The organism is Paenibacillus medicaginis, from assembly GCF_042138635.1.
In the GTDB taxonomy this organism is placed as follows: domain Bacteria; phylum Bacillota; class Bacilli; order Paenibacillales; family Paenibacillaceae; genus Paenibacillus; species Paenibacillus medicaginis.
Map to the genome: position 1 here is coordinate 284,545 of NZ_JBHIRY010000003.1, position 24,743 is coordinate 309,287.

The window sequence follows — 24,743 nt, forward strand, 5'->3', positions numbered from 1 at the left end:
ACTGATAGGGGAATTTGTTAGTGTCTAATGTTACTGACTTATAAACCACTACTCTTTCGATTGTCTTTTACGAAATTTCAACCAGATGCCCAGAATCAAAATGACCAGCCCGGTCAATTGCACCGGCAACGAGTTTTCAGTTACAGTGGCCGCTGCTGGTGCACTCGTGGAGTCATCCGCACTGATCGGCAGCACTCCGGCCCCGGATATCATTTGAAGAACGAGCATCCAGGCCATGATCATGGCTAGAAATTTTCTGTTCATATTCCTGAAATGAACCACCTTCCTCTGCAAAATGGAACAATGAACATTGTACGGACCAACTCTCTACATATCCTTTACAGAATTGTAAGACCTGCATCAACAAAAACAGCATAAAAAAACCAGCTCCTAATCTGGAAGGCCCAGATTTAAAGGGGCTGGTTATATATATATATTTTCATTTTCTTTTTCCATGCCTCATACCACTCAACAATATGAATACTAGGTTCTACCCCCAGTTCCTCCTGCATCACGCTTTCCAGCCTGCTGTATTGAAGCAACACTTTATTGTTCATCTGCTGGCCAGCATAGATTTGCATTAATGCGAAATGGGCTGTTTCTTCTTGAGGGAATATGTCGCAAATCTTTAGATAACATTTTTCTGCTTCGCCAATCAATCTCTGCTCCTCATACCATCCAGCGAGGGCAAATGACGTGTTCAGCCACAATGCTTTCAGACGTTCCCGCTCACTCTCCAACCACCAGTAGTCATATTCCCCGAGATAATCTCCAGTATAGGCTTCGATCACCCTCAGATAGTCTTTTACAGCTTCCATTGAAGGGGCAGTCAGCGCTGTTTGCAAGCTCTTCCATTCATCAACATCGACCAGAACGTTCTGCAATTGTAAAATGTAACCCTCTGCAACCGTTTCGAGCCTTACGTAATCCGTGAACGGACGCAGCGTTTGCCGTACATGATAAACCGTGTTATACAATTGCGCATACACTCTGTCTATTTCGTAGTCCGGCCACAGAACCTCAACGAGCATAGACTTGCGGACAGGCTGTCCACGGTACTGCAGCAAATACAGAAATAACTCCTGGGCCTTGTTGGTGCGCCACTGCAACAGCTTAAGCTCGCCTGAGGGCCGTTCGATCATCAACTGCCGGAATAAATGGATGCGAATGTGTGACGGTAACGCAGGCTTCTCAGCGGTTTCTTCGACTGCAAGCTGGTTATTGGTACGTTTTTGAATTCTTTCAATCGTTTTGGCCAACCGCTGTACGCTTACCGGCTTCACAACATAATCAAGCGCTTCCAATTCAAACGCCTGCACCGCATAATCATGAAAAGCTGTAACAAACACAATGGAAACATCCGGCTTGCTTCTCACAATGTCCTCAGCCAACTCAATTCCGCTCATTTCAGGCATACTGATATCGAGGAAAATAACATCAACAGCTTTATGTAATATCTCTGCTCTTCCAGACTTCACATCAGAATATTTCCCTACGATTTCAATGTCCGGAAGCTTCATCAGTTGTCGCTCCAGAAACTCGATTGCAAGAAGTTCATCGTCGATAAGAATTACCTTCATGTTCACTCTGCTCCCTTGCTGCAAAAGCTGCTTGATTCAAACAAAAGGTGTTCAAAAAAACCGGGATATCCTCTTTACTATTATATTGGTGGAGAGTGAAATATTCTGTTAATATTTTCCTAAATATGATGTCTCCTTTCCTACAATATACTACCCGGTTGCCGTTTTGCCAATACATTTGAAAATACCATTTGAAAATGGTTGAAAATGCAAGGAGAAAGCGATAACAGAAGCGCTGGAAGAAAAAAGCGGAAGCTGATAGGGCAATTGCACCAGCTAACCGCTTGCCTTTCGCCAGAATAAGATAAATGCCATTTAAGATTCCTATGTGCATATAATCCCATTTTTATAGAGCATCCGCAAGCACCTTATTATCCATCTCTAACCGACTTCGGACGGACTCTTTCCGGTGAGCATCTTGAACACCTGGCTGAAATAGGTGGCGTTCCGAAATCCCGTCATCTCGCTCACCTCATACACCATGTAATGTCCCGATTGTAACAGCTCCATCGCCCTCTGAATCCGGAATCCATTAAGATAGCTCACGAAGTTCTCTCCCGTAACCCGCTTGAACAACTGGCTCAAATATTTGGGATGAACATACAGTCTCCGTGCGATGGCCTCGAAGCTGATCTCTTCCGCATAGTGCTCCTCCACATACTGCTTCACCTGGGCTACGAGCTTGTTGCCCTTCTTCTCGGCCGTCTCTTTCCGTGTCTGCTCCAGCCAGCATTGGATAATGCCGTCCAGCCAGCCAATCAGATCCGGCAGCGCATATTTAAGCTGAATTCCCCTCAGGAATTCACTCATCGCCAACGGAGGGTCAAGCCGCGGATATCGCCGGTTCCAGCTATGGATCAGCGTGTTGAACAGACTCATAGCTACCACCTGCACATCCTGAATGCTGGAGCCGCCCCCTTCCTCCAACAGAGCACGAATACGCCACCATGCCTCCTTCGCCAGATCAGGCCGCATTTCGGCCCATGCTTCATTCCACTGCCGCAGCTGTATGGAATAATCGGGAGCTGCCGGCTCCGTCCACCCTGACGCCTCATAGCAGTACACACGGCTTCCCCCCTGGAATTCTGCCGTTTCCAGGGCCTCCCGGCTCTCCAGATACGAATCCATCAGCTCGCATAGATGAGCCTTGCTGGTTCCGACGCCAGCGCTCATTTCCATTTTGAGGTACGTAAATATCTGGTCGATCATGTGCTGAAGCAGCGGCTCCAATGGCTCCGGCGGACAGTCGCCCTCAAGCAGTACCAGCACGAACACCCGGTCCGAGTAATCGAGCACCTCGATATGCCCCTCTGCCATCTTTTGCGCGTACCCCTGCACAGTCTCCCGGATAATATCCGCCGCTCCATAGCGAAGCAGCTGCCAGTCCCGCTCCTTCAAGCGTGTCAGGAATTCCGGACGATTGAGCTGCAGGCTGACTGCAAGCACGCGCTCGGGTCTGCGGAGTCCCACGTAATCCACACGCTCCAGGGACAGCTCCTCCGGCTGATAACGCGTGGATAACAACTCGTGCAGAAATTGCTTTCTCAGATAGGGAAGCACGCGTCCAATCTCCTGCCTGTAGGTCCGCTCCAGCCTCTCGTGCCGCTCGCGCACGTCCTGCTCCAGCAGTACCTCGCGCAGCACAGCCTCAATCTCCTCCACTTCGGCAGGCTTCAGCAAAAAATGATTCACACCCCAACGCATCGCCGCGCGGGCATTCTCGAACTCGTCATAACCGCTCAGGATGATAATCGGCAGATGAGGGTAATCACGCCTCAGCGTCTGTGTAATCTCAAGCCCTGTCATACCGGGCAAATATACATCTGTCATAACAAGATCAGGCCGCACGTGCCGGAACAGCTCCAGCGCATCGACTCCGTTCGAAGCCGTGCCTGCGATACGCAATCCAAGAGATGCCCAGCCGATATGGTCGGTCAGCGCCCGGATCATATGCGGATCATCATCAATCAGCATAATGGTCTTCATGCACTTTCACCACCCAGCCAAAGATTCAACTGCTCCTCATTATCGATACGCGGCAGCGTGAGGGTCACCTGCACACCGCCCGATTCAGCAGATCCCAGCAGAACACCATAAGCCGCTCCGCAATACAGCTGAATGCGCTGATGCACATTGCGCACACCAATGCCGCTGGCCTCCTCCAGTTTCCATCCCTCCGGCAGTCCCTGGCCGTTATCCGTGATGCGAATAATCACTTTGGCCTGCGGGCCGTCGGATTCTGCCCGCATCTCTACTCGAATGCGCAGCACTCCCCCGGCGGGCTGGCCGTGCATGACGGCATTTTCAATGAAGGGCTGCAGAATGATCTTCGGAATGTAGCAGCCGCGCACACGCGGATCAATCTGTTCCTCATAATCGATGGAGAAAGGCAGACGCTCCTCTTGAATGCTGACGTAACAGCGGGCATGCTCCAGTTCATCCCTTACGCGGATAAACAGCCTGCCTCCGCTCAGCCCGATGCGCAGCAGCTTGCTCAGCTTTACGATCATACGGCTGATATCGCGGGCCTGATAGTCCATGGCACGCCAGTGGATCATGTCCAGCGTATTGTATAGGAAATGCGGTTTGATTTGCGCCTCCAGCAGCCCGGTCTGGGCTTCCCGTTTCGCACGGCTCTCCTCGCGAACCTGATCCATCAGCCCGGTCAGCCGGGAGGCCATATGGTTGAAGCCATTCGCCAGATGGGCATATTCCTCGGTAAAGGACAGCTCGATGCGCGTGTCGAAGTCTCCGCCTTCGAGCTGCCGCATACGCTTGATCAGCTGCCTCAAGGGTCGTACGATGCCACGCACGAACAGCCATGCGAGCACGGCCGAGCACATCAGCCCCAGAACGGCTATCCCCAGAACCTGCCACCCCGCCGATTTGACCGGAGCCAGCAGCGTATGTACGGGAATGATCTGTACGAGACGCCACTGCAGCATGGCTGGCCGGGAATAGAGAACAAGCCGCGAGCCGCCCGGACCGGACACCACCTCGAACCCGTCCTCGCCACGCGCTGCGTGTTCCTCAAGCCAGACCTGATCAATGACGGGGTCCGGCTCCCTGCCGGCTGTCTTCTCCGGGTACGGCGAATCGGTAGAACTGCCGGCCGTTCCTGCCCTTCCTGTTCCGCCCATCTGCATGATAACGCTGCCCGCCGTATCCACGAGCAGCACCTGCCCGTCCAGCACAAAGGGCAGATCGGCAAACCTGCGAACGATGTCCCCGCGGCTTAACCGGATCAGAACAAATGCCATCGTGCGGCCGCGACTGTCGAAAATGCGCTGGGCATACCCAATCAGCGAATGGCCCGATGCATTTTCTTTCAGCGGCACCCAGGCCGCGTCCGCCTGCTCCAGTGTGCCAAACCAGGAATCGGCGGCGATCATATCCACAGGATAGATACCATCTGCCGTCGTTACCGTCACACCGTTGAAGGCATCGGTGTACAGCTCCACGGAGGTGATGCCCTCGCTTACCACCACGGTATGCTCCAGTATTTTGGCAACTTCGCGCCGCTGGTGAATCTGCGTCAGCCTGCCAGCCCCGGTTGTTTCCAACAGGTTTGACAGATCGCGGTTGCTTGCCAGGGAATAGGCCGTGCCCGTCACGTTCGTGATGAAATCAAAGCCCCGCCGCGTGCTCTCGTTAAGGAGCGCCAGACGCGCCTTGCTGATCTCCGTAAACGTCACCGTGGAGAACGACTGGTAGGCAAGCCATACGATCACAGATACGAGCAGCAGATTAAACGCAATAAAGCAAGTCACCATCAATGTGGTGAGCTTGCTTTGCTGCAGCTTTTGGCGGATGAACATGGACCAGCTTCGTATGCTCATGCAGTATCCCTCGCTTCGTGTTGGAATTACCCTTTGAGCCCGGAGGTCGCGATGCCTTCCACGAAGTATTTCTGACATACGATAAAGACGGTAAAGCAAGGCACGAGTGAAAGGACGGACATCGCGAACATCGGCCCCCAGTCGGATTGCGAACTGGAATCAAGAAAAAGGCGCAGACCTAACGGCACCGTATATTTGCTCACATCGCTGAGATAGATCAGCTGGCTGAAGAAATCGTCCCATGTCCACAGAAAGGTAAAGATCATCGTTGTCACCAGTGCCGGGAAAGCGAGCGGAAGGATGACCTTGGTATAAATACGAACCGGGCCGCAGCCGTCGATCGTGGCCGCCTCGTCCAGCTCCCTGGGCAGCCCGCGGAAGAACTGCACCATCAGGAAAATGAAAAAGGCATCCGTTGCGAGCCATTTCGGAGCTACAAGCGGCAGATACGTATTAATCCATTCTAGGTGGTTGAACAGGATGTACTGAGGAATGAGCGTGACATGATGCGGCAGCATAATCGTCATCAGCATCAGCCCGAAACAGATCGATTTAAAGCGAAAATTGAGTCTCGCAAAGGCGTAGGCGGCCATAGAGCAGGAGATGACATTACCCAGCACCGCCCCAAGCGACAGCATGACCGAGTTGGTCAGGAAACGGGAAAAAGGATTGCCCTGAACTCCCGTCCAGCCATTCACGTAATTGCTCCAGTTCCATTCCCGCGGCCAAAACCACGTTTCCGTAAAAATCATATGTCCCGGCTTGAACGAACTGCCGAGCATCCAGAGCACCGGGTACAGCATGACAAAGGCAATAGCCGAAATCAGCACATGCTTCGTGACGATCCATGCCGCAGAGCTGCGTTGTCCGATCATGATTTTCCACCATCCTCATAGTGCACCCACAGCCTGCTGCTGCGGAACACGAGCAATGTAAACACGCCGATCAGAAGCACGAGTATCCATGCCATGGCGGACGCATAGCCCATCTGGTAGAACGAAAATCCCTTTTTGTAAAGGTACAGGGAGTACATCAGCGTTGAATTGACCGGGCCGCCGCTGCCATTGCTGACGACGAAAGCCTGCGTAAACGATTGGAACGACGTGATCAGTTGCATGACCAGATTGAAGAAGATGACAGGTGACAGAATCGGCAGGGTAATGCTGAAAAAGCGCCGAACCGGACCAGCCCCGTCCACGGCAGAAGCTTCGTCATATTCCGGCGGAATCTGCTTCAGGCCTGCCAGGAAAATAATCATGGATGAACCGAACTGCCATACGGACAGCAGCACGATGGAAAACAGGGCATATTTCGGGTTGGCGACCCAATCCGGCGCCTGGATGCCGATCATCGCCAGCAACCCGTTCAGCAAGCCGTCGCCACCCAGCATTTTGCGCCACAGCATGGCGATGGCCACGCTGCCGCCGAGCAGTGTAGGAATGTAATATACGGTACGGTAAATGCCAAGCCCACGAATGCCCTTGTTCAGCAGCAGCGCCACCAGCAGCGCGAAGATCAGTTTGACCGGGACGGAGACGGCAACATAGGTAAACGTAACCTTCAGGGACTGGATGAACAATTTATCCGAAGTAAACATCATAATATAGTTATCCATACCAACCCATACAGGAGGGTTCAGGATGCTGTAATCAGTAAACGAAATGTATAACGAAGCAACCATGGGACCAAGTGTCAGCAGCAGCAAACCTACCAGCCACGGAGCCAGGAACAGGAGAGCTACCCGGTTGTGGGCATATCTCCGCTTCATCGTCCGGGCCGCCACACGCTTTGCCTGCGCATGGCTGGCCTGTGTTGTACTCATGTTATAACCTCCCCGCTCAATTGAAATCCGGACACGTACAAGCTGTTACTGACCTGAAGCAAGGGCTGCCTTGGCGTCGTCAATGAACTGCGCGATGACTTCACGGGCGCTGCCCTGACCAAACGCAATCTGTTCGCTTGCGGTCTTGAAGCTTGAATCCACTTCCGAATATCCTTGCGGGTATGGAGGATCAATCTCGCTGGAGTTTTGTGACACAATGTCGATAAATTTGAAAATCTCCTGCTCCGCGTCTGACAGCGAAGGCTGCAGCTGCTCACGTACGCTGGAGTTGACAGGCACGCCGCGCTCCGAGCCCAGAATGGCTGTTGCTTCCGGATCATTGACCATGAAGTCGATAAACATGGCCACCTCTTTGGGGTGCTTCGTTTTTGCATATCCGGAGATAAACTGGCCTGGCTTCAGGTATTCACCAATCTGCTGCTCGCCCGCTCCGTGCGGAATGACCTGGATCGCCAGCTTGTGGTCCTGATTTTTGTTGACCTGCTGGAATGTGAGCAGTTGGTTCGACCAGGTAAATTCCATGGCAGCCGTCCCGAGAGAGATCGGCCGTGTCTCCAGCGCGCTGGTCGTGGAGGCCGTTACTTCGGCAGGGGTGGCGCCACCGTTCTTGCGGAGCGCAGCCCACATGTCAAACCACTGCTGCAGGTCCTCGTCCGTTGCCGTCAGCGTTCCTCCATCGAACAGCCCCTTGCCCTTTTGGCGGATAAAAATTTCGAACATGTTGGTCGTTCCTGAGGTGTCCACCGAGCCGTAGAAGCCTTCCCCCTTGGCAGCCGCAATTTTGGCAGCGATCTCGCCAAAGTCCTCCCACGTCCAGCTTTCCTGCGGGTCCTCGATGCCCAGTTCCTTGAACAGCGTGGCATCATATATCACACCAGGTGCGTTCACGCCAAGCGTGATGGCATACAGCTTATCGTCAATTGTTCCAGCTTTGAGCATGCTCTTGTCATGCTCCCCGGTGCGCAGCTCCTTGCTCTCCGAGTAAGGGGTCAGATCCAACAGCGCTCCGCGCCGGGCAAAGTCGGTCAAAAAAGCATAATCCATCTGCACAATGTCCGGGGCGTTGGAGCCGGCGACCTGAGTGGTCAGCTTGTCAAAATAACCATCCCAACCGGAGTATTCCGGTTTGATCGTAATGCCAGGGTGCTTCTCTTCAAACAGCTTGATGACTTTGGTCGTCAGATCGTGGCGGGTCTGCGAGCCCCACCACGTCATGCGCAGCTCAATTTGATCGGCGGATTTCCCCTGGCTATTGCCATCGGAAGAAGACGATGAGCCGGAGGTTCCTCCCGAACAGGCTGTAGCGAGCAATAACAGGGACATGCAGCACAGAGCGACCCACTTTTTCATGTGCATCATCAATGAATTTTCTCCCCTCTTCTTTTGTAATCGCTTACAAAAATATTGTAGCGGGATTCCATCCTTGATGACATAAAGAAAAGTAAGCTATCCTGTCAAAAAAGTAAGGGGTTGCCCCCTATGGCCGCAAGCGGCACATTTCTGTACCGCCTGCGGTTGTACATCGCTGCTTGAACCCGGGGATTGAGCCTATGTTCAGCCTTCGATTCGGGTGAATGTTCCCACCGCCTAAAGAGGCGGGGGCTTCTTGTTTCGACGATCGCTGCCTCTCTGTAGGAAAGGTCTGACTGGATCTCCACAAGCGTTCGATGCGGCACGCATCCCGTTTGGGGCAAACCCTCCCTACGGTATCCAGTCCATCACGCTACGATGTTCAAAGCCCGCTGCAAAATGACCTGGGCCGAAACGATGTCCCTGTCCTGCACCAGCCCGCATTCTTTGCATTCATGAAGCCGGATTGCCAACGTTTTTGGCACTTCCGCACCGCATATGCAGGTTTGCGATGTGCCGTGGGCGGGCACTTCTACGAGTCGCTTCCCCTGTCTTGCCGCTTTATACGACAGATACGTGATGAACCTTCGCCATCCGGCATCCGAGATGCTTTTGGACAGCCGGCGGTTACGGATCATGTTCTTCACGTTCAGCTGCTCCACCGCAATCAGATCATGTCCCTGAACGATGCGATGCGATTGTTTGTGTAAGAAATCTTTGCGCTGCCGGGCCACTTTCTGGTGGATGTTTGCGACTTTCTGTTTGGCCTTCTGCCGGTTGCGGGAACCGCGCGCTTTGCGGGATAATCGCCGCTGGGCGCGTCTAAGCCGCTTCTCCGCTCTTCGCAGATACCGTGGGCTGTCCACCTTCGTCTCATCGGACAGCGCCGCAAACGTGCGTAGCCCGACGTCGATGCCCACGGCGGTTTCCGCCGTCTGGCCGGCTTCCGCTTCCTCTATTTTCACGCCGATCCCCACCATCCACCCGTCTGCATGCCGTTTCACATTGATTTGGGTCACATTCGCCCGGTCGAACGGACGGTGTGCACGCATACGGACAAAGCCGATTTTGGACAGATAGACGTACCCATCCCGGGCGAACGTCTTGCCTACCGCACCAGGCTGAGGGTACGTAAAGGAGAGATAACGGTCGGCTGACTTATAGTGAGGAAAACCTGCTTCACCGCGGAAGAACCGCTGATAGGCATCATCCAAACGCCGCAGGCAATCTTGTAACACCTGTGAATGAACTTCTTTGTATTCGGGAAATTCCTTCTTGAAGGCGGGCAATTCATTTTGCTGCTTGGCGTAGGTGACGGTTTTGCCCTCTTGGTTGTAGGCGGTATCCCGTTGCTCCTTCGCCCGATTGTACAGCTTCCGGCATAAGATCAATGTTCGAATCATGCGTTCTTCCTGTTCGGGGGTCGGGTAGAGACGAAACTGATATGTGATTTGCACGAAGGTTCACCGCCTTAATAAGAATAAGAACATATATTCCCATCATACCACATAAACATTCGACTAGGAAAGTACGCGCCTCATACCATAGACAAGTGCTTTTAGGCTTCGCCTAACCGAGATTCATCCCCTACTCAAAGTTTTGTGAGCGCTGCTTCCTGAATAAGCTTCGAACAAAACTCGCTTCGGAAGTATAGGCTCAGAGGAAGGGGACTTCTCACGGAAACATGTTAAAGTTCCGTAGCGTTCTGAGCGCCTGCAGTGTAAGCACGCCTTGCCACTCTCTCCGGGCCTCCACCCATTCCTTTTCAAATTGATGCCAAGTCCAGTTCGGCTCCCACGAACCATCATCAGCCTGCTGATGAACAAGCAGGTCCAATTCGGCGGGAATGACTTCCGCATACTTTTTATAGTAAGGAGAAGCTGGAGAATGCACCACCTGCAGGGGATTTGCAACGTATCCTGTCCGTTCTCCGGTACGGCTGTCTACGCACCGATCCAGGAATTGCCCAAGTTTATCAGCTATCTTGCTTCCCTGTTCACTATCCAATCTTTCCGCCAAATGCAGATAGCAGAACAATTCATGCATTTCGGACAGATCGCACTGATTCAGCAGGTACTCCATGGCATGATCGATCAATGGATTCAAACTCGCAAATTTAAAAACAGAGCGATAATCAATCAAAAAAGCAAGGATATCTGCATTGGGATTGCCCCAATGGTCTCTGAACACCCCATAATTCCACCAAACGGCTCTCGGATAGTTTTCAGCTTCCTTCGGGATTATGTCCCAGCCTTTTAACTCCGGTTGATATGTATCTTCAAGAAAATCCAGCGCATTCAGAATCATTTCTGTGCGCAGTTCCGATAGTTCTCCTATCTGCAATATCTCAAGGCCAGTGCGGAAGACTCCGGGCAGCGGAGGTCCGGTTCCAGACCGTTCCCGAATCCGCCATCTTCATTCTGATATATCTTCAGTTCTGTAAGTACGGCATGAAAAGAACCTGACTCAAATTCATACTCAAACAAGGCACGCTCCAGGCTTCTGGCCTCATGCTTCATAAATGCCGCAGCCCGCTCAAATTCACTTCTGGTTAAAAGTTCCATAAGTAAACCTCCTCATTATAATTGTGTAAAACAGTTAAAAGGCTTATGATTTGATCTTCCAACCTTCACGGTCCGCCAAGCTTTGAATTTGCGCCGTATGATGCCTTACATGCCAGGCGAATCTTTGAAGAGCAGCATCCAGCGTCATGCCGCCAAGCTGCTCGTTTCTGAAAGTTCTTTGATAATCTTCCTCACCCAGCGTATACAGCAGCGCTGCATAACGGGCATGCACCGCTTCGATAAGCAGCAGCGAAGCTTCCGCCTCCGCTGAATTATAATCCCCGCACTCAGCCCATGCATCCTGACGGTATCCGGGGATGACGGGATTGTCCTCCGTCAATCCGCGTCTGAAACGAACATACGCATTCATGTTGTTGTCCGCCAGATGATGGATGACCTGCAGCACCGTCCAGCCACCTGGACGGTAAGGCGTTCGCAGCTGCTCAGGCGTCCACTCCTTCACAAGCTCCCGCAAAATTTGCGGCTGCTCTGCGATTTCCCGGATATACCGCTCCCGCTGCTCTTTCCCGGCCACAGGCACGTATTCAAACTTTCCGACAGGATACCGAAGCTCATCTGATGCTTGATTCATGATCTTGTCCTCCTCATTCGCAGTAATCAGCTTAAAATACCAACTCGCAATCATGGTGCTCCCACACATCGAACAAATTGCCATCAGGATCTTCAAGCGTAAAAAATTTCCCGTACTTCCCTTCGTCAACAATATCCCCCACCTTCACACCCTCTAACAACAGGTTTGCGTGGAGGACTGCAATATCATCCGTAAAAAATGTAATGACCCATCGTTTTCTGCCGTGGGCCTCAAAGACTGCCCTTGTCCCGTGATCCGTTTCCATTAAATCGAGAATTGGCCGGTTTCCCCGAAAGAGGCTGGCATAGCCCTGCCGCTCATGGCAGAGGTTAAACCCAAAATGCTTCATAAACCATGCTGCGGATCTTTGAATGTCTGCTACCGGAATGACCGCATAAGCGATCCCCAAAATACGTCCTTCTCCCAATCTCATAACCTCCTACAGGTTAATAGATCATCATACAGATTACCCGCGAATCCATCACATTTTTTTCCTGGATATCCAGTATAACCGATCCTTTGCAAAAACACAGGCCGACAAGAATTGCAGAAACTTCAACTTCAAAACGCGACAACAATCCTTGATCAAGTAAATTGTAGAAAAATGGCTGGATTTCAAATATACATATTTGAGGCCTTCAAGCCGATATTACTTACACATTGTGTTATTACAAACAGGTAAAAGGGGTCTATAGGTATGAAATCAATAACGAGAATGACACTGCATAAGAAACTGATGATCACCTTTATTATCGTCATGCTGATCCCAGCCGTGGCAGTGGGTGCTTTATCCTATAATTCCTCGGCACGCAACTTTGAGCAGCAGATGCTGCATAACGCGCAAGCCAATGTTGACATTGCCAACAAGATAGTGTCACAGCAGATCGGAAGCAAAATGGCGGATATTGAGCATTATGCGCAGCTGTTTAACGCTCAGGATGCCGCTGATCCGGAAGCATCCGGCCTGCGCGACAAGCTGGAGCTTTATCTGGCCACCCATTCGGAGGTGCAGAATTTCTTTATAGGAACGGAAAATCAGGATATTGTACGCGCCCGCGAGGATGCTTCTGACAGCAAAAGCGACCCGCGCGAGCGGCCATGGTACCAACAGGCTGCAGCGAAGCCCGGGCAGACCGTGATTTCTGCTGTTTCCATGAATTCGGACAATATTCCGGTGGTGTTTATCTCCCGCACCATTGCCGACGGACAAGGGGTATTGGGCTTGTCTCTTAATCTGAGCAAGCTGCAGGAGATGACCGATATTCAGGTAGGAAAGAGCGGATATATCCTCATCATGGATCAGAGCAAGCAGTATGTCACGCATCCGACCGAAGAGCTGGGCAAGGTCATCAATGCCGATTATGTAGATAAAATGTTTACTGCTGACGAGGATACATTTACATACAATTATGGCGGGCAGAAGAAGCAGCTAGCCTTCTCTACCAATGAGCTTACCGGCTGGAAGGTGGCCGGAGCCATAATGAGCTCCGAAATCACCGATGCCGTCAAGCCGATCCGCAATACAACCCTGATCGTTATTATCGCTGCCATTCTTGTCATTGGCGTGTTGGCTACGCTGCTTATTCATTCGCTGCTGCAGCCTCTGAAGCGGCTGCAGCAGAATACGGAGCAAATCAGCGGGGGAGATCTGACCGTACAGGTGGCTACCGCCCGAAATGACGAAATCGGGGAGCTGTCCCGGCATTTCCAGGGGATGGTCGATAACCTGCGCTCCATGATCCTGCAGGTGCAGGAGATGACCGACAGCCTGTCCTCCTCCTCCCAGCAGCTTGCGGCTGGCGCTGAACAGACGACTTTAGCCATTGAACATGTGACGCTCGCCATGCAGGAGGTGGCCACAGGCACGGAGAAACAGCTGATGACGATTCATGAAGGGGATGAGCGGATGCAGGAGATGTCCGCCGAAGTGGATCATATTTCAACTTCCATGCAGCAAATGTCCGAGATGGCCGCTTCCTCCATTACACTTGCAGACTCCGGAAGCGAATCAATAGGGGATGCTGTCATGAAAATGGACAGCATCCAGACGACCGTATCGGAGCTGGACAGCGTGATTGAAGATTTGAATACACGTTCGTCACACATCGGCAGTATCGTAAGCACCATATCCGAAATTGCCAAGCAAACCAACCTGCTGTCCTTGAACGCATCCATCGAGGCTGCCCGGGCAGGGGAGCATGGCCGCGGCTTCAGCGTTGTGGCGACAGAGGTGCGCAAATTGGCCGAGCTGTCCGCACAGTCTGCGCAGCAGATTACCGAACTGATTCACGATATCCAATCCGGTGTGGCAACCGCCACTGACCGGATGAATACAGCGAAGGAGCGCGTCGGCGAAGGTATTACGGCCGTGGATCTTTCCGGACGCTCCTTCTCCCGTATCCGCAAGTCAATCGGCAAGTCGGCGCAGCAAATCGATTCCATCGCCGCAGCCGCTTCCGAGCTCGCACAGAATACAGTCACTGTCGTTCATGCCATGGAGGAGGTCGGCCGGCTTTCCCAGGAAACGGCGGGCAATTCGGAAACCGTATCCGCTGCGGCACAGCAGCAGCTTGCTTCCATGGAGGAGATCGGCAGCTCCGCCGCAGATTTGACCCGGATGGCCGAGCAGCTTCAACAGCTGGTTGCACGGTTTAAGTTGCATCCTTCCCATAGTGAGGCAGACCAATAATTACAGCATTTTTTCAAAACATCAAAGCCGTCCTTCGATAAAGTTGAAGGACAGCTTTTTTAAGATTTTTCGGGCTATTGGCCAAATATCATTTTAATTTTTTCACGATCATAATCTAGTATCCAATCATTATACTGTTCGTAGATCGGCTTTAATATCTTCTTATTTTCAACTACAATGTCCAATCCCCTGTCATCATACAGATAAAAAATGATCTTTTTAGTCTCATTAACTAAAAATATGTCCCCAACAATACTACTGACTTCAATTTCTATTGTTCGATTTGCAATTGCCCATATAAGATTATCAATATTCAAATTTCTGACTTTCAACTTAGCACAATATCGAATGGTTACTGTATCATCGTCTTCACCTGTATCCTTGTACCTGTATTCCTGTTCTTTCTTAAAGATTTGCTTTAGATCTATTCCGTCGATGAAATTTTCGAAGACTTTTAAGACATCGTTTTCAAAGTCAACAACTTGATGTTCGTCCCAACTATCCATAAACAACACAAAATAAATACTATCATTGTCCTGATTGACCGCATTAAATAGAGTAACAGCCCTTTGCTTTACCTGCTGTATTCTTTTTTCGGATACATCAATATCTCCACCCATTTCAAATCTAATACCAACTGGAGCATTATAAAACAGAGGGCTTTTTAACTCAATTCCTCCAAAATTGTTCAAAAGTAAATCATCCAAATATCCATTTCCCATACCGTCACCTCTTTAGTATATAGCCGTAAAGAAAACATATTGTTTGCTCTACGGCTGTATCTAATTTTATATTTATTTTAACTTAATGACTGTACCAGTTTGACTCTTATGTTTTCCGGTTATAAAATTCCCGTATTCGTCTGCATCAGCGACCCAATGCAGTTCATTACCTCTCTTTTCAAATACCTTAAATGCTGAACCACCGTGTCCAATTGTATCTTTTGCCCACCAATAACCTTTCTTCGTATTATCTTGATAAGCTGTGACCTTTTGTCCATTAAAATTATAATTCACTTTTGCTTTCGCATTTGTTTTTATATCCCATTTTGTTGTTTTGTTTGGTTTTTTCCCAAAACCAGCAGACTTTCCAGTTCCTCCACCAACAAGTGAACCTGCAGCCAAGGCAAGTACTTCTGCATCTGTCCAACTCTGATAAGCACTTAACAGCTGTTCTCTAGCCCAATCAGATTTGCCAGCACTATTATTATAGGCACTCGTTCCCGTTACCAAGTCATATAGATAATTGTACTGGTTTGCGCCACCAAAGATAGATACAAAGTCGTAGCGGTTACGTATGAAATCCTTATATACCTGATAATCCTTATTTTTGGTGGAGTTCGATTGAACACTGGCTTCATTCAATAAGATCCTAAGTTCTTGATAATCAAGCGTTTCAAAAGAATGTCCACTCGGGTCCACATAAATTAGAGGGTTATTACCCACATACGTATACAAGTTCAAACTCAGCGGATCCGTAACCTCTCCCTGATACGTATCTTCCCCCATAAAGCGGCCTACGCCTGGGTCGTACCAGCGGGCGCGCAGGTATTGCAGACCTGTCGTGTCGTCCCAGTATTCGCCGGAGTAGCGCAGCATGTTTGGTACCGTCTCCTGCTTCGTCAGTGGTCCGCCCCAGATGTCGTAGCTGTAGCTGTTCAGCACATTGCCTTCACTGTCGCGGCTTGGGTCAAAGGCTTATTACGATTATTTGCATTTTCATTTATCCAGGATAACAGAGAGAAAATGAAGATAAAATATTTGAACAAAACATGATGGTATCTGGTGATTCTAAAGGTACTACGAGAACAGAGAGTGGTCCTCAAAGAAAACAAATTGTTTAGCCGCTCACTTTTTTTGACGCTGGGTAAAGGTTAAAAAAGATCTTGAAGGATTTAACCTCCAAGATCTCTTACATAACTAATATGAATCTCGATAGTTACCTGCAAGCTTCTTCACTAAATCATGAATTTGGTCAATATGCCAAATATAGTCCGAGAATTTCAAATGCAGTTGCAGCAGGGTTCCGACCGTTTCATCTATTGACTGCATGTCACTACTCTCAAGTTTGGATAAGATATCCCTAAGTTCAACTACCATTTTTCGTAAATCATCAAAATTCGAGTCTTGTTCGTCTAATTCTTCCTGAGAGATAACCTTTTTTTGGCAAGAATCATTCAAACGGGAAAGAACATTATACGTCCTCAATAATTCTTCTTGCATACATTTTTCTCCTTTTTAAGGAATTATTCGACCTTCTTTTAATGCTGCTTCCGTCTTTTTGGCGTTAAAAGAACCATCCAAATTTAATACTGCTTTAACCTTACCACGACTATCAAATACCTCCATATGGTCATGGTGTAAGGTGTCTAAATAATATTGGTCACCCTTCTTCAAATAATCATTCCCTGTTTTTCTAGTAACCTTATAAACCGTAGCACCTTTAACAACTGTACTTGTTTTTTGCGAGAGATTTTTTAATGAAGTACCAAAATCGAGTTTGAAAAACTCTGACATGTTGTTAGCTTTAAGAATCTCACAGTTATGCACCCAAATGCCTAGATTGGAAACAAAGTAAGAATTGAAATCCTCAACTTCAAAGTTATAGACCGTTGCTTCGCGTGGCTCTTTCTCAATCTTGTCTATTGCAAGTTTAGTTCCGTCACTCGAAACAAGCAAGTCTCCAACGTTCAGGTCTTTAACAAGCGTCCATCCCTTGCCATCCAACCAGAACGGATGCTCACCTGTAACCTCGATGATTTCATCCCCGATGTGGACATAATAAATTTTGTCAGCTTGTTTTTGGAAAAGCCCTACGACCTCTTTATACGCCACTTCTCCATCTTTATCAGACTTAGCGAGCACCTTATCTCCTATTACAATTTCCTCGATAGGTTTCTCTCCTTCGTCTGTTTGCACCTTCGTACCTGCGGTGAAACAATTACATGCCTTCGCATAATCCAGTGCATCATCTACCAGCTTAAATTCTTTCTCAACGACTTTTCCTGCTTTGTCTTTGAGTTTTAGAATTAATTTGCCGCCTTTTACAACTTTGCCGATAGGCAAGAAGCCTGCGGTTGCTAACCCTTTGGCTAATCCCGATGAATTAGGATCACGGAGCGTATTAATGTCATCCAAAATGAGGAAGTTTGCCACGCTTCCTACAGGTCCACTCCAGCCTTTCCAAGGGTCTGTTGCTGAATAAGCGTTGCCTGCAAAACCTCCCCAACCAGCACCCATTTCATGTCTGTGTCCCGATGGGTCTGTATAAATCAACGGATTGTTCCCCACATACGTATACAAGTTCAAGCTTAGCGGATCTACAACCTCTCCCTGATACGTATCCTCGCCCATAAAGCGGCCTACGCCTGGGTCGTACCAGCGGGCGCGCAGGTATTGCAGACCTGTCGTGTCATCCCAATACTCGCCGGAGTAACGCAGCACGTTTGGCACGGTCTCCTGCTCCGTCAGTGGTCCGCCCCAGATGTCGTAGCTGTAGCTGTTCAGCACATTGCCTTCGCTGTCATTCAGACCCACCACATCGCCGTGGCCGTTCAGCTGGTAGTACTGCAGCGCATCCGTCGCCTTGTCCTGTCTTGCCCAGATTTGGCCGGACAGATCGTAGATGTATACATACGTCAGCGTTGGAGTGCCGCCTGTGACGTCCGCTTCGGCCATCAGCTTCGCTTCTTCGTCATAGTAGTAGCGGGTCGTTTTGCCGTCTGCTGTGCGTTCGTACAGCAGGCCGTCTCCGTTATACGAGTACGTGACTTCCTTACCTTCGCCGCTTACCTTGGTCAGGCGATTGATGGAGTCATAGGTGTACTCGGCGTTCTTCATGCCGAAAATTTTGCCGCTGCCCATCCTGCCCCGGTTGCCGTTGGCGTCGTAGTTGTAGATTTTACTTTCCTCTGCCGCCATTTCGCTTGCTACCCGGTTCAGCGGATCGTAGCCGAACTGATCTGTACTGCCGTTCTGGGTGCGTTCAATCATGTTTTTGCTCGCGTCGTATTCGTAGCCGAATTGCTGCAGTGCCGAGCCATTCTGCTCCACCGATACGCCGGATAGATCGTAGCCGTCATAGTTAAAGCTGGTGCTCAGTCCGCTGCCGTTTGTCTGGCGCTTCAGCAAGCTGTTCGGCGTATAATCAAAGGTCATACGGTCAAGCGGGCCTGACGCGGCCTGCAGGCTCATCCCGCCTCCACCCGTGCTGACCTCCATCTCCGTAACACGGTTCATGCTGTCCAGTTCTGCCTGCACGGTAGTCGAACCGCCTTGCGGATCGGTCAGCGTGTAGCCGGTCCGGGACTGGGTGTTATACGTGTAGCTGATCTCCGTTCCGTCCGGATACGTTAAGCCGGTCAGGAAGCCGTTGTCTTCATTGTACGAATATGCAGTCGTTCCATGAGCGTCGGCCATGCTGGTCCGGTGGCCTGCGCTGTCATACGTATAGCTTGTCGTGAAGTCCGGTCCGGTCATCTTCGTCAGCATGTTGTCATCGTTATACTCAAACCGGATGTTCTGCGAATTACTTGTATACATGCTTGTGACGTTACCGCGCGTATCATAAGAATTCGTCGTTGATGTGCCGGAAGCCTTGCGGTTATACGTGCGGCGGCCCAAATCGTCATAGTTGTACAGGCTTTGCTGGCCATCCGCATAGGTCACCATCGTCAGATTGCCGCCCAGGTTGTATTCATAACGGGTGGTCTGACTGGCCGGATCGGTAACGGAAGTCACCTGGCCGAGCGCATCATATTGATACGAGGTGCGCTGGCCATTGCCATCCGCCCGGCTCGTCACCATGCCCGCAAGGTTATAGGTTACAGATTCCAGTGGCTGGAATGAACCGTCTCTGTACTCCTGTATCGACGTGACCTGTCCAAGCAGGTCCGCGACCTGGCGCTGGCGGTTGCCTGCCGGGTCCGTGTAGGTCACGTTACGCCCGGCATCGTCGTACACCGTGCTGTCGCTGGTGCCATCCGGATAGCTGCTCTTGATCTGACGGCCAAAAGCGTCGTAGCTGTAGCGGGTGACCGCGTGCTCGGCGTCGATGCTTTCCGCAAGATTGCCGTACTCGTCGTAACTGTAGCCGTAGATGGCATCCGCTGTCTGTTCCTGGACAAGCTGGCCGAGCGGGTTGTACAGTCTTTCCGTACGGATACCGTCTGGTCCGATCATCGTTACGTCATTCGTGGCGTCGTGATACGTGACCTTCGTTTGAGTTCCATCGCTGTGCGTGATGTTTGTGATTCGTCCAAGGGCATCATAAACATACGATTCAACCCGGCCGGAAGCGTCCTTTTTCGACTTCAATTCCCCTGTAGGATAATAATCATAGGTATAGGACACATCCTCTGCCAGCGTCTGGCTCGTAACGAGCTGGGAGCCGTAGGAGGAACCGAATTTGTTCGTAATATACGAAGTTGTAAACTCATCCATTTTGATTTGCTGACCTGACATATTGCCCTGGCTGTTATACAGGTAGTTCACATCAGACAGCAGTTTGCCGCCGCCGGAGCCCTCATATTGGCTGACATCGGTCAGACTTCCTTGTGTATTATAGCGGTTCACGGTGGCGAGAGACTGGCTGTCGCTGACCTTCGTCGTCATCCGTTCCGGCAGCACCCAGAAATGCCCGCCGCTGGATGGTTCATAGGCATATTCGATTCTTTGCCCCGTACTGAGCGTCTGGCTTAAAGGCATGCCGTATTCATTGTAAGTATAACCTGTCGTAAGCGTCCCGCCGGATGCTCCGTTCCCGCTTTGGGTTTCATCAATCTGTACCGGCAGGTTCCATGCTGCATCCGCAGCATAGGTATAGTTAACTTTGTAGCTGGTTGAACCGCCCTGCTGGCTATAGGAAGACAGATATACCCGATCCGGGATGTTGTCTGCTGCGAAGGTTTGCTCAAAACGGAAGGTCTCCGTCACCTGCGCTCCGGCTGCGGTGGTTGTCCATCCTGTGTCGGTGCCATAACTGTTCAGATCCTCGCCGGAATACGTGTAGTTCACCTGATTCAGGGTTCTGTCCCCGGCGGTTGTGCTGTACAAATCCGCCCGTGAGCTGACTTTATACACCGTCGCGGTACCGTATTCCCCTGCCTGCTTCACATCAGACTGGTACTGGATATCCGTCATGGAAGAAGTCGGCCGCACGATCCGGGTTAAGAGCGCAGTTGTGTTGGCTCCCGCGTCCCCCAAATTGCCTTCCGCATCTGCAACCAGATGAAATGGCGCTGTAATGATGTTGTAGGAGTAACGCGTACTGCGGGACAGCGGATCCATAACCTGGGAAAGCACCTTCTCCTCAGCTGCGCCGACCGACACATATGTGTATACATGCTCTGTCCCCGTCTCCTGCACCGTTACCCGGTCGCTGCCGTAGGTAAAGGACAGTTCACGTCCGTCGTTGTTGCGGATGGAGCTGATTTTTTTGTCTGATTCCGCACCTGTATAGCTAAATTCCACCCGGTTGCCGTAATTGTCCGTAATCAGGATCAGGAAGCCCTGCCCATCCAGAAAATAGTGATATCCGTTTAATTCCTGCACCAGATAGGCGCTGTTCACACCATTGACTGTTTCGCTGGAATCGTCGGATACCTTCAGGTCATTCCAGACATAACCGGCAAGCTCGTTATCTTCTGTTAATTCATAGGTGCCTGTACCCGGAAAATAGATATACCGCTGTCCATCCTGCTCCTGAATGTAAGGCAGATCCCAGCTCCAGCCACGGCCGAGACCGGAGGAGGCACTTTCCCGGCGTTCGCTTGCCGCATTGATGTATGTGCCGTCCGCCTGCTGGACAACCCCTGGCTGGCCGCCGGCGCTGCCGCTGTCATACACACGTGTCAAGGCAAAGGGCAACGAGCCAGGCAGCACAAAATCAGTGCTTTGCACAAACAGGCTGCCTGCGGATGCCGACACTCCGTTATCTCCGTAGTTCTGCGTATACAGACCTGACTCATCCCGCAAACGGCTGTGTGTTACACCCGCCAAATCCGCCGGACTGTAGACGGCATCCAGCACCGCCAGAGACTGCCCGGGAAGCGGGCCTGCCCCGGCCTGCGGGCTGTATACCACATCTGTTACTGAATCGCCGATAGGCGCTTCTTCTTTAACAGTATCCGTTGGGGGATTACTTACATTCATTCCCTCTTTCAAAGCTTCCTCTTTTGAAGTGTTCCCTTCCGTAGCGCCGACCACCGGGGAAGTGCCTTTCTCTACAGGTATTTCCTCACCCGAAGCCTTCTCTACTGGTACTTTCCCGCCCGAAGCTTCCTCTGTGGCTGCTGGTGCTGTCGCAGCCTCTTCCGCCGCTATAGCTGCCCCAGTGTCTTCTGCCGGTTCAGCCACCATGACCCGTGCTGCGTTCAGATCGTCAGCCAGTGCCGAATCGGCGCTGCCGCTTTGTACTGCCTTGTAAATTTCATACAAGGTATAGCCTTTATCCAACTGCTTGTTCAGCCAGGCGTCATCCTTACCGGTCTGCTCCTTAAGCCAGGACAGCGTAATAATCTGCGGAGAAGAAGCCGCAGCTTCCTCCCGCTCATTGTCTGCATAGGCCAATGCTCCAAAATTACCGAGCAGCACAGCCATGCACAGAAGTACCATTAGACTTCGTTTCAACACAGAATCACCTCAAACTATATTTTTAAGCCGCTAAGTAAACATCCACAACAACCATGTTTAGTTGACAAAAGGAAAGACCTTCTTCGTCCGTTTGCTGACATTGCCGTTCCTGTCGTACTCAAACCAGATTTCATCACCTGTGTACAAAATGGTTTTCAGGAGCTGATTGCCTTTGCCATATTCGTAGGAAGTATCGGTCCCTGTCGGCATCAGTGCCGCTTTAATCACCGTTTGCAGAGCTTTTCCGTTCAGTTCTTCGAGCTTCACATAGATGGTCTGCCCGGCTGTAAGCTCCTGTTCAACCACGGTATAATCCCAGCCGTAAATCTGTTCTACAGCGGACGAAGTGACAAGCAGCTCCGTCATGTCCGCATTGGAGTAGAGGGACAATACGGGCACCTGATCATAATTGGCGCTTTCCTTGACCGTGAAGCGGTATTTTCCAGTAGCCTGAGCTGTAAATCTGTACAGACCTTTTTCGCCAGCAGGGAAATCGGCCACCTTCTCCACCTGTTCAATCAGCTCTTCCCAATCCCCGCCGATCACTTCCTGCAGCGTAAAGACACGATATGGAGCGCCAAACGTAATGCCTGTTCCGGCAACCGCCAGCTGGATGGACGCTTTTCCCGGAATGGCCTGCTCCGCACTGACGCCGCTTTCCTCGCGGATCACCTGCCCGGCGGTATCCTTCAACACATATTGGTACAGACCACCGGTTGCTGCCGCATTGTTCACAAGCGGTGCAGGCTGCTCGCTTTTGCTTGTATAGATCGCCTGTCCACCTTGAGACAGAGAGGCTTTCAGCAACGCAGGCTCCGTGCTCGGTTCGGCTGTTACCTGTTGATTAAAGCTGAAAGTAACTGCTGAAGAAGACGTTACCGTTACGATCAGAACCTGTCCCACAGCAAGAGAAATGCTAGTCTGAGCCGCATCCAACTGCGCAAGGTCAGCTTGCTCAGCCCCTCCCGTGTTCGTCCCGTAGGTTGCAAAATCAAAATACCGCTCTCCCGTTGCCCCGTTCATGGTCACTGCAGCCGCCGCAGTGCCGGTTAGCGTGAATTTATAGCTTTCGCCCTGGTTTACCGTGACTTGTGTCGTCTCGCCTGATTCAACAGGTCCAACCTGGAACAGACGGTAGACTGCACCGAAGGACACCGGCACATCCGAGGTGTTCGTCATGACGGCTTTGCCGCCAGCCTGTACTAACGGAAGCTGTGTCGAATCCGTACCGCTGCTGTACTCGGAACCGTCCGCACGGTAATTGACATAGCTCCAGCGTGCCCCGGACGCCATCTCCCCGCGTTCCAGCGCATTGGCTGCTACGCTGATATTCGTAAATTGATAGCTTTCTCCCGGGTTCAATATAATCCGGTGAAAAGCAGGCTCGGTGCTCGGCTCCGGCTTCAGATTGGCAGCATACGTAAACGTTATCGGTGAATCGGATATGTTCGTAACGATGCTTTCCCCACCAGCCGGAATGTTCGGGCTAGAGGTGGTCGCAAAGCCGTCAAAGAAACGTGAACCGTCCGCCTTATAAGTGGCATAATCAATTTCCGCATCCAGTTCGGCTCCATTATGATCAGGTCCGGCCGTGTCGGACCCGGTATTGATAAACCGGTAGGATTCACCCGGCTGTATGGTCAGCTTCTGAATTCCGTCACCCGGACTTCCATCTCCCTTGAACACCCGGTAAATGCCTCCGAAGGTAACCGGATTGGTGGAAACCGCAGTGACTACCGTTCTTTCTCCGGCTCTGACCAGAGGTTCGGTGAGGGTATCCGGATTTTGCGTGCGTACATTGCCGTCCACGTCATAGGTGACATAGCTGAATCTGCGGCCCGAGGATGGTGTCGCGTCACTATCCAGACTCTCGGATTCCACGCTTATGTTGGTATAAGCGAAGCTCTCTCCCTGCTGAAGTATTACACGCAGATAAGCAGGCTCTGTACTTGGCTGGACCGTGAAATCGTCCGTGTAGTCGAACACGACCGGCTGACTTCCGGTGACCGTGACAACTGCTTCTCCACCTGCAGGCACCATGGGATTCGTGGACTTGTTCATTCCGTCCGTACCCAGACTACCGTCCGCCTTGTACATGACATAATCAAACAAGCTGCCAGCTTCTTTGGCATTATTGTTAATCGGGTTGTTCAGGGAACCGTTATTGTTGAAAATATATGATTCACCCGGCTGTATCGTAATTTTGCTGATCGACTCATTCGGACGTCCCAGTCCCTTAAAGGACGTATAAATAGCCCCGATGCTCACTGGAGTATCCGATGCGCCCGTAACAGATACTTTATTGTTCGGATATACAAGCGGCTCCATCGTTCTGTTCTCTCCACGTGAACGCTCAGTGCCGTCTTCGTAGTAGGTGACATAATCAAAAGTTCGGGCAGGGTTGGATGTTTTGGCGTCACTATCCAGACGCTCGCTCTCCCCGCTGATATTCACGAACTCGTAGCTCTCGCCCCGTCCAAGTACGATACGTATGTAGGCTGGTTCGCTGCTTTCTTCCACCGAGAAGTCGTCGGTATAATCGAACGTAATCGGCACATCGTTTACGATCGAAAAGACGGTCACAATGGCATAACCCCCGGCTGGTATGGTCGGGTCTGTATCCTTGTTAAATCCGTCCGTATGCACCGATCCATC

The 24,743-nt window shown here is 51.0% G+C and carries 17 protein-coding genes and 1 pseudogene; 1 reads left to right on the forward strand and 17 read right to left on the reverse strand.

Annotation, left to right across the window (positions count from 1 at the left end):
• Positions 1 to 48: 48 nt before the first annotated feature.
• The 12 genes from ACE5LO_RS05460 to ACE5LO_RS05515 form a co-directional block, all read right to left on the reverse strand.
• The gene (locus ACE5LO_RS05460; RefSeq protein WP_375519010.1) at positions 49 to 264 is read right to left on the reverse strand and encodes a hypothetical protein; all 216 of its coding nucleotides are present in this window, start codon (positions 262 to 264) and stop codon (positions 49 to 51) included.
• Positions 265 to 410: 146 nt separating this feature from the next.
• On the reverse strand, positions 411 to 1,580 hold the full coding sequence (locus tag ACE5LO_RS05465) for a response regulator (RefSeq protein WP_375519011.1): 1,170 nt from the start codon (positions 1,578 to 1,580) through the stop codon (positions 411 to 413).
• A gap of 381 nt (positions 1,581 to 1,961) precedes the next feature.
• Positions 1,962 to 3,566 carry a response regulator gene (locus tag ACE5LO_RS05470; protein WP_375519012.1) on the reverse strand — a complete coding sequence of 535 codons (1,605 nt, stop codon included), beginning with the start codon at positions 3,564 to 3,566 and terminating at the stop codon, positions 1,962 to 1,964.
• The gene (locus tag ACE5LO_RS05475; protein ID WP_375519013.1) at positions 3,563 to 5,419 is read right to left on the reverse strand and encodes a sensor histidine kinase; all 1,857 of its coding nucleotides are present in this window, start codon (positions 5,417 to 5,419) and stop codon (positions 3,563 to 3,565) included. The genes ACE5LO_RS05470 and ACE5LO_RS05475 overlap by 4 nt, the downstream gene beginning before the upstream one ends.
• A gap of 26 nt (positions 5,420 to 5,445) precedes the next feature.
• The gene (locus ACE5LO_RS05480) at positions 5,446 to 6,294 is read right to left on the reverse strand and encodes a carbohydrate ABC transporter permease (protein WP_375519014.1); all 849 of its coding nucleotides are present in this window, start codon (positions 6,292 to 6,294) and stop codon (positions 5,446 to 5,448) included.
• Positions 6,291 to 7,187 carry a carbohydrate ABC transporter permease gene (locus ACE5LO_RS05485; RefSeq protein ID WP_375519045.1) on the reverse strand — a complete coding sequence of 299 codons (897 nt, stop codon included), beginning with the start codon at positions 7,185 to 7,187 and terminating at the stop codon, positions 6,291 to 6,293. The genes ACE5LO_RS05480 and ACE5LO_RS05485 overlap by 4 nt, the downstream gene beginning before the upstream one ends.
• A 99-nt stretch (positions 7,188 to 7,286) precedes the next feature.
• On the reverse strand, positions 7,287 to 8,621 hold the full coding sequence (locus tag ACE5LO_RS05490; RefSeq protein WP_375519015.1) for an ABC transporter substrate-binding protein: 1,335 nt from the start codon (positions 8,619 to 8,621) through the stop codon (positions 7,287 to 7,289).
• A 359-nt stretch (positions 8,622 to 8,980) separates the two neighbouring features.
• Positions 8,981 to 10,069, reverse strand: coding sequence for an RNA-guided endonuclease InsQ/TnpB family protein (locus tag ACE5LO_RS05495; protein ID WP_375519016.1), 1,089 nt, complete (start codon positions 10,067 to 10,069; stop codon positions 8,981 to 8,983).
• 217 nt (positions 10,070 to 10,286) lie between these two features.
• The gene (locus ACE5LO_RS05500) at positions 10,287 to 10,919 is read right to left on the reverse strand and encodes a hypothetical protein (RefSeq protein WP_375519017.1); all 633 of its coding nucleotides are present in this window, start codon (positions 10,917 to 10,919) and stop codon (positions 10,287 to 10,289) included.
• A 26-nt stretch (positions 10,920 to 10,945) separates the two neighbouring features.
• Positions 10,946 to 11,176, reverse strand: coding sequence for a hypothetical protein (locus ACE5LO_RS05505; protein WP_375519018.1), 231 nt, complete (start codon positions 11,174 to 11,176; stop codon positions 10,946 to 10,948).
• Positions 11,177 to 11,219: 43 nt separating this feature from the next.
• Positions 11,220 to 11,768 carry a YfiT family bacillithiol transferase gene (locus tag ACE5LO_RS05510; protein ID WP_375519019.1) on the reverse strand — a complete coding sequence of 183 codons (549 nt, stop codon included), beginning with the start codon at positions 11,766 to 11,768 and terminating at the stop codon, positions 11,220 to 11,222.
• A 31-nt stretch (positions 11,769 to 11,799) separates the two neighbouring features.
• The gene (locus ACE5LO_RS05515) at positions 11,800 to 12,195 is read right to left on the reverse strand and encodes a VOC family protein (RefSeq protein WP_375519020.1); all 396 of its coding nucleotides are present in this window, start codon (positions 12,193 to 12,195) and stop codon (positions 11,800 to 11,802) included.
• A 270-nt stretch (positions 12,196 to 12,465) separates the two neighbouring features.
• On the opposite strand from ACE5LO_RS05515, the gene ACE5LO_RS05520 reads away from it, so the two are divergent.
• The gene (locus ACE5LO_RS05520) at positions 12,466 to 14,457 is read left to right on the forward strand and encodes a methyl-accepting chemotaxis protein (protein WP_375519021.1); all 1,992 of its coding nucleotides are present in this window, start codon (positions 12,466 to 12,468) and stop codon (positions 14,455 to 14,457) included.
• A gap of 74 nt (positions 14,458 to 14,531) precedes the next feature.
• On the opposite strand, the gene ACE5LO_RS05525 is transcribed toward ACE5LO_RS05520, so the two are convergent.
• The 5 genes and pseudogenes from ACE5LO_RS05525 to ACE5LO_RS05545 all read right to left on the reverse strand — a co-directional run.
• Positions 14,532 to 15,179 carry a DUF3885 domain-containing protein gene (locus ACE5LO_RS05525; RefSeq protein WP_375519022.1) on the reverse strand — a complete coding sequence of 216 codons (648 nt, stop codon included), beginning with the start codon at positions 15,177 to 15,179 and terminating at the stop codon, positions 14,532 to 14,534.
• A 681-nt stretch (positions 15,180 to 15,860) separates the two neighbouring features.
• Positions 15,861 to 16,139: pseudogene (locus ACE5LO_RS27895) on the reverse strand (RHS repeat-associated core domain-containing protein); the annotation flags it as partial.
• 237 nt (positions 16,140 to 16,376) lie between these two features.
• Positions 16,377 to 16,679 carry a hypothetical protein gene (locus ACE5LO_RS05535; protein WP_375519024.1) on the reverse strand — a complete coding sequence of 101 codons (303 nt, stop codon included), beginning with the start codon at positions 16,677 to 16,679 and terminating at the stop codon, positions 16,377 to 16,379.
• A 15-nt stretch (positions 16,680 to 16,694) separates the two neighbouring features.
• The gene (locus ACE5LO_RS05540; RefSeq protein WP_375519025.1) at positions 16,695 to 22,085 is read right to left on the reverse strand and encodes a polymorphic toxin-type HINT domain-containing protein; all 5,391 of its coding nucleotides are present in this window, start codon (positions 22,083 to 22,085) and stop codon (positions 16,695 to 16,697) included.
• A gap of 60 nt (positions 22,086 to 22,145) precedes the next feature.
• Positions 22,146 to 24,743, reverse strand: a 2,598-nt coding sequence (locus ACE5LO_RS05545; protein WP_375519026.1) for a hypothetical protein, incomplete at its 5' end; no start/stop codon positions are given.

Bases quoted from the DNA above. Each gene is read 5' to 3' on its own strand.
- ACE5LO_RS05460 (WP_375519010.1), bottom strand. From the start codon at position 264: ATGAACAGAAAATTTCTAGCCATGATCATGGCCTGGATGCTCGTTCTT.
- ACE5LO_RS05535 (WP_375519024.1), bottom strand. From the start codon at position 16,679: ATGCAAGAAGAATTATTGAGGACGTATAATGTTCTTTCCCGTTTGAAT.
- ACE5LO_RS05510 (WP_375519019.1), bottom strand. From the start codon at position 11,768: ATGAATCAAGCATCAGATGAGCTTCGGTATCCTGTCGGAAAGTTTGAA.
- ACE5LO_RS05500 (WP_375519017.1), bottom strand. From the start codon at position 10,919: ATGATTCTGAATGCGCTGGATTTTCTTGAAGATACATATCAACCGGAG.
- ACE5LO_RS05475 (WP_375519013.1), bottom strand. From the start codon at position 5,419: ATGAGCATACGAAGCTGGTCCATGTTCATCCGCCAAAAGCTGCAGCAA.
- ACE5LO_RS05505 (WP_375519018.1), bottom strand. From the start codon at position 11,176: ATGGAACTTTTAACCAGAAGTGAATTTGAGCGGGCTGCGGCATTTATG.
- ACE5LO_RS05485 (WP_375519045.1), bottom strand. From the start codon at position 7,187: ATGAAGCGGAGATATGCCCACAACCGGGTAGCTCTCCTGTTCCTGGCT.
- ACE5LO_RS05520 (WP_375519021.1), top strand. From the start codon at position 12,466: ATGAAATCAATAACGAGAATGACACTGCATAAGAAACTGATGATCACC.
- ACE5LO_RS05490 (WP_375519015.1), bottom strand. From the start codon at position 8,621: ATGATGCACATGAAAAAGTGGGTCGCTCTGTGCTGCATGTCCCTGTTA.
- ACE5LO_RS05480 (WP_375519014.1), bottom strand. From the start codon at position 6,294: ATGATCGGACAACGCAGCTCTGCGGCATGGATCGTCACGAAGCATGTG.
- ACE5LO_RS05470 (WP_375519012.1), bottom strand. From the start codon at position 3,566: ATGAAGACCATTATGCTGATTGATGATGATCCGCATATGATCCGGGCG.
- ACE5LO_RS05465 (WP_375519011.1), bottom strand. From the start codon at position 1,580: ATGAAGGTAATTCTTATCGACGATGAACTTCTTGCAATCGAGTTTCTG.
- ACE5LO_RS05525 (WP_375519022.1), bottom strand. From the start codon at position 15,179: ATGGGAAATGGATATTTGGATGATTTACTTTTGAACAATTTTGGAGGA.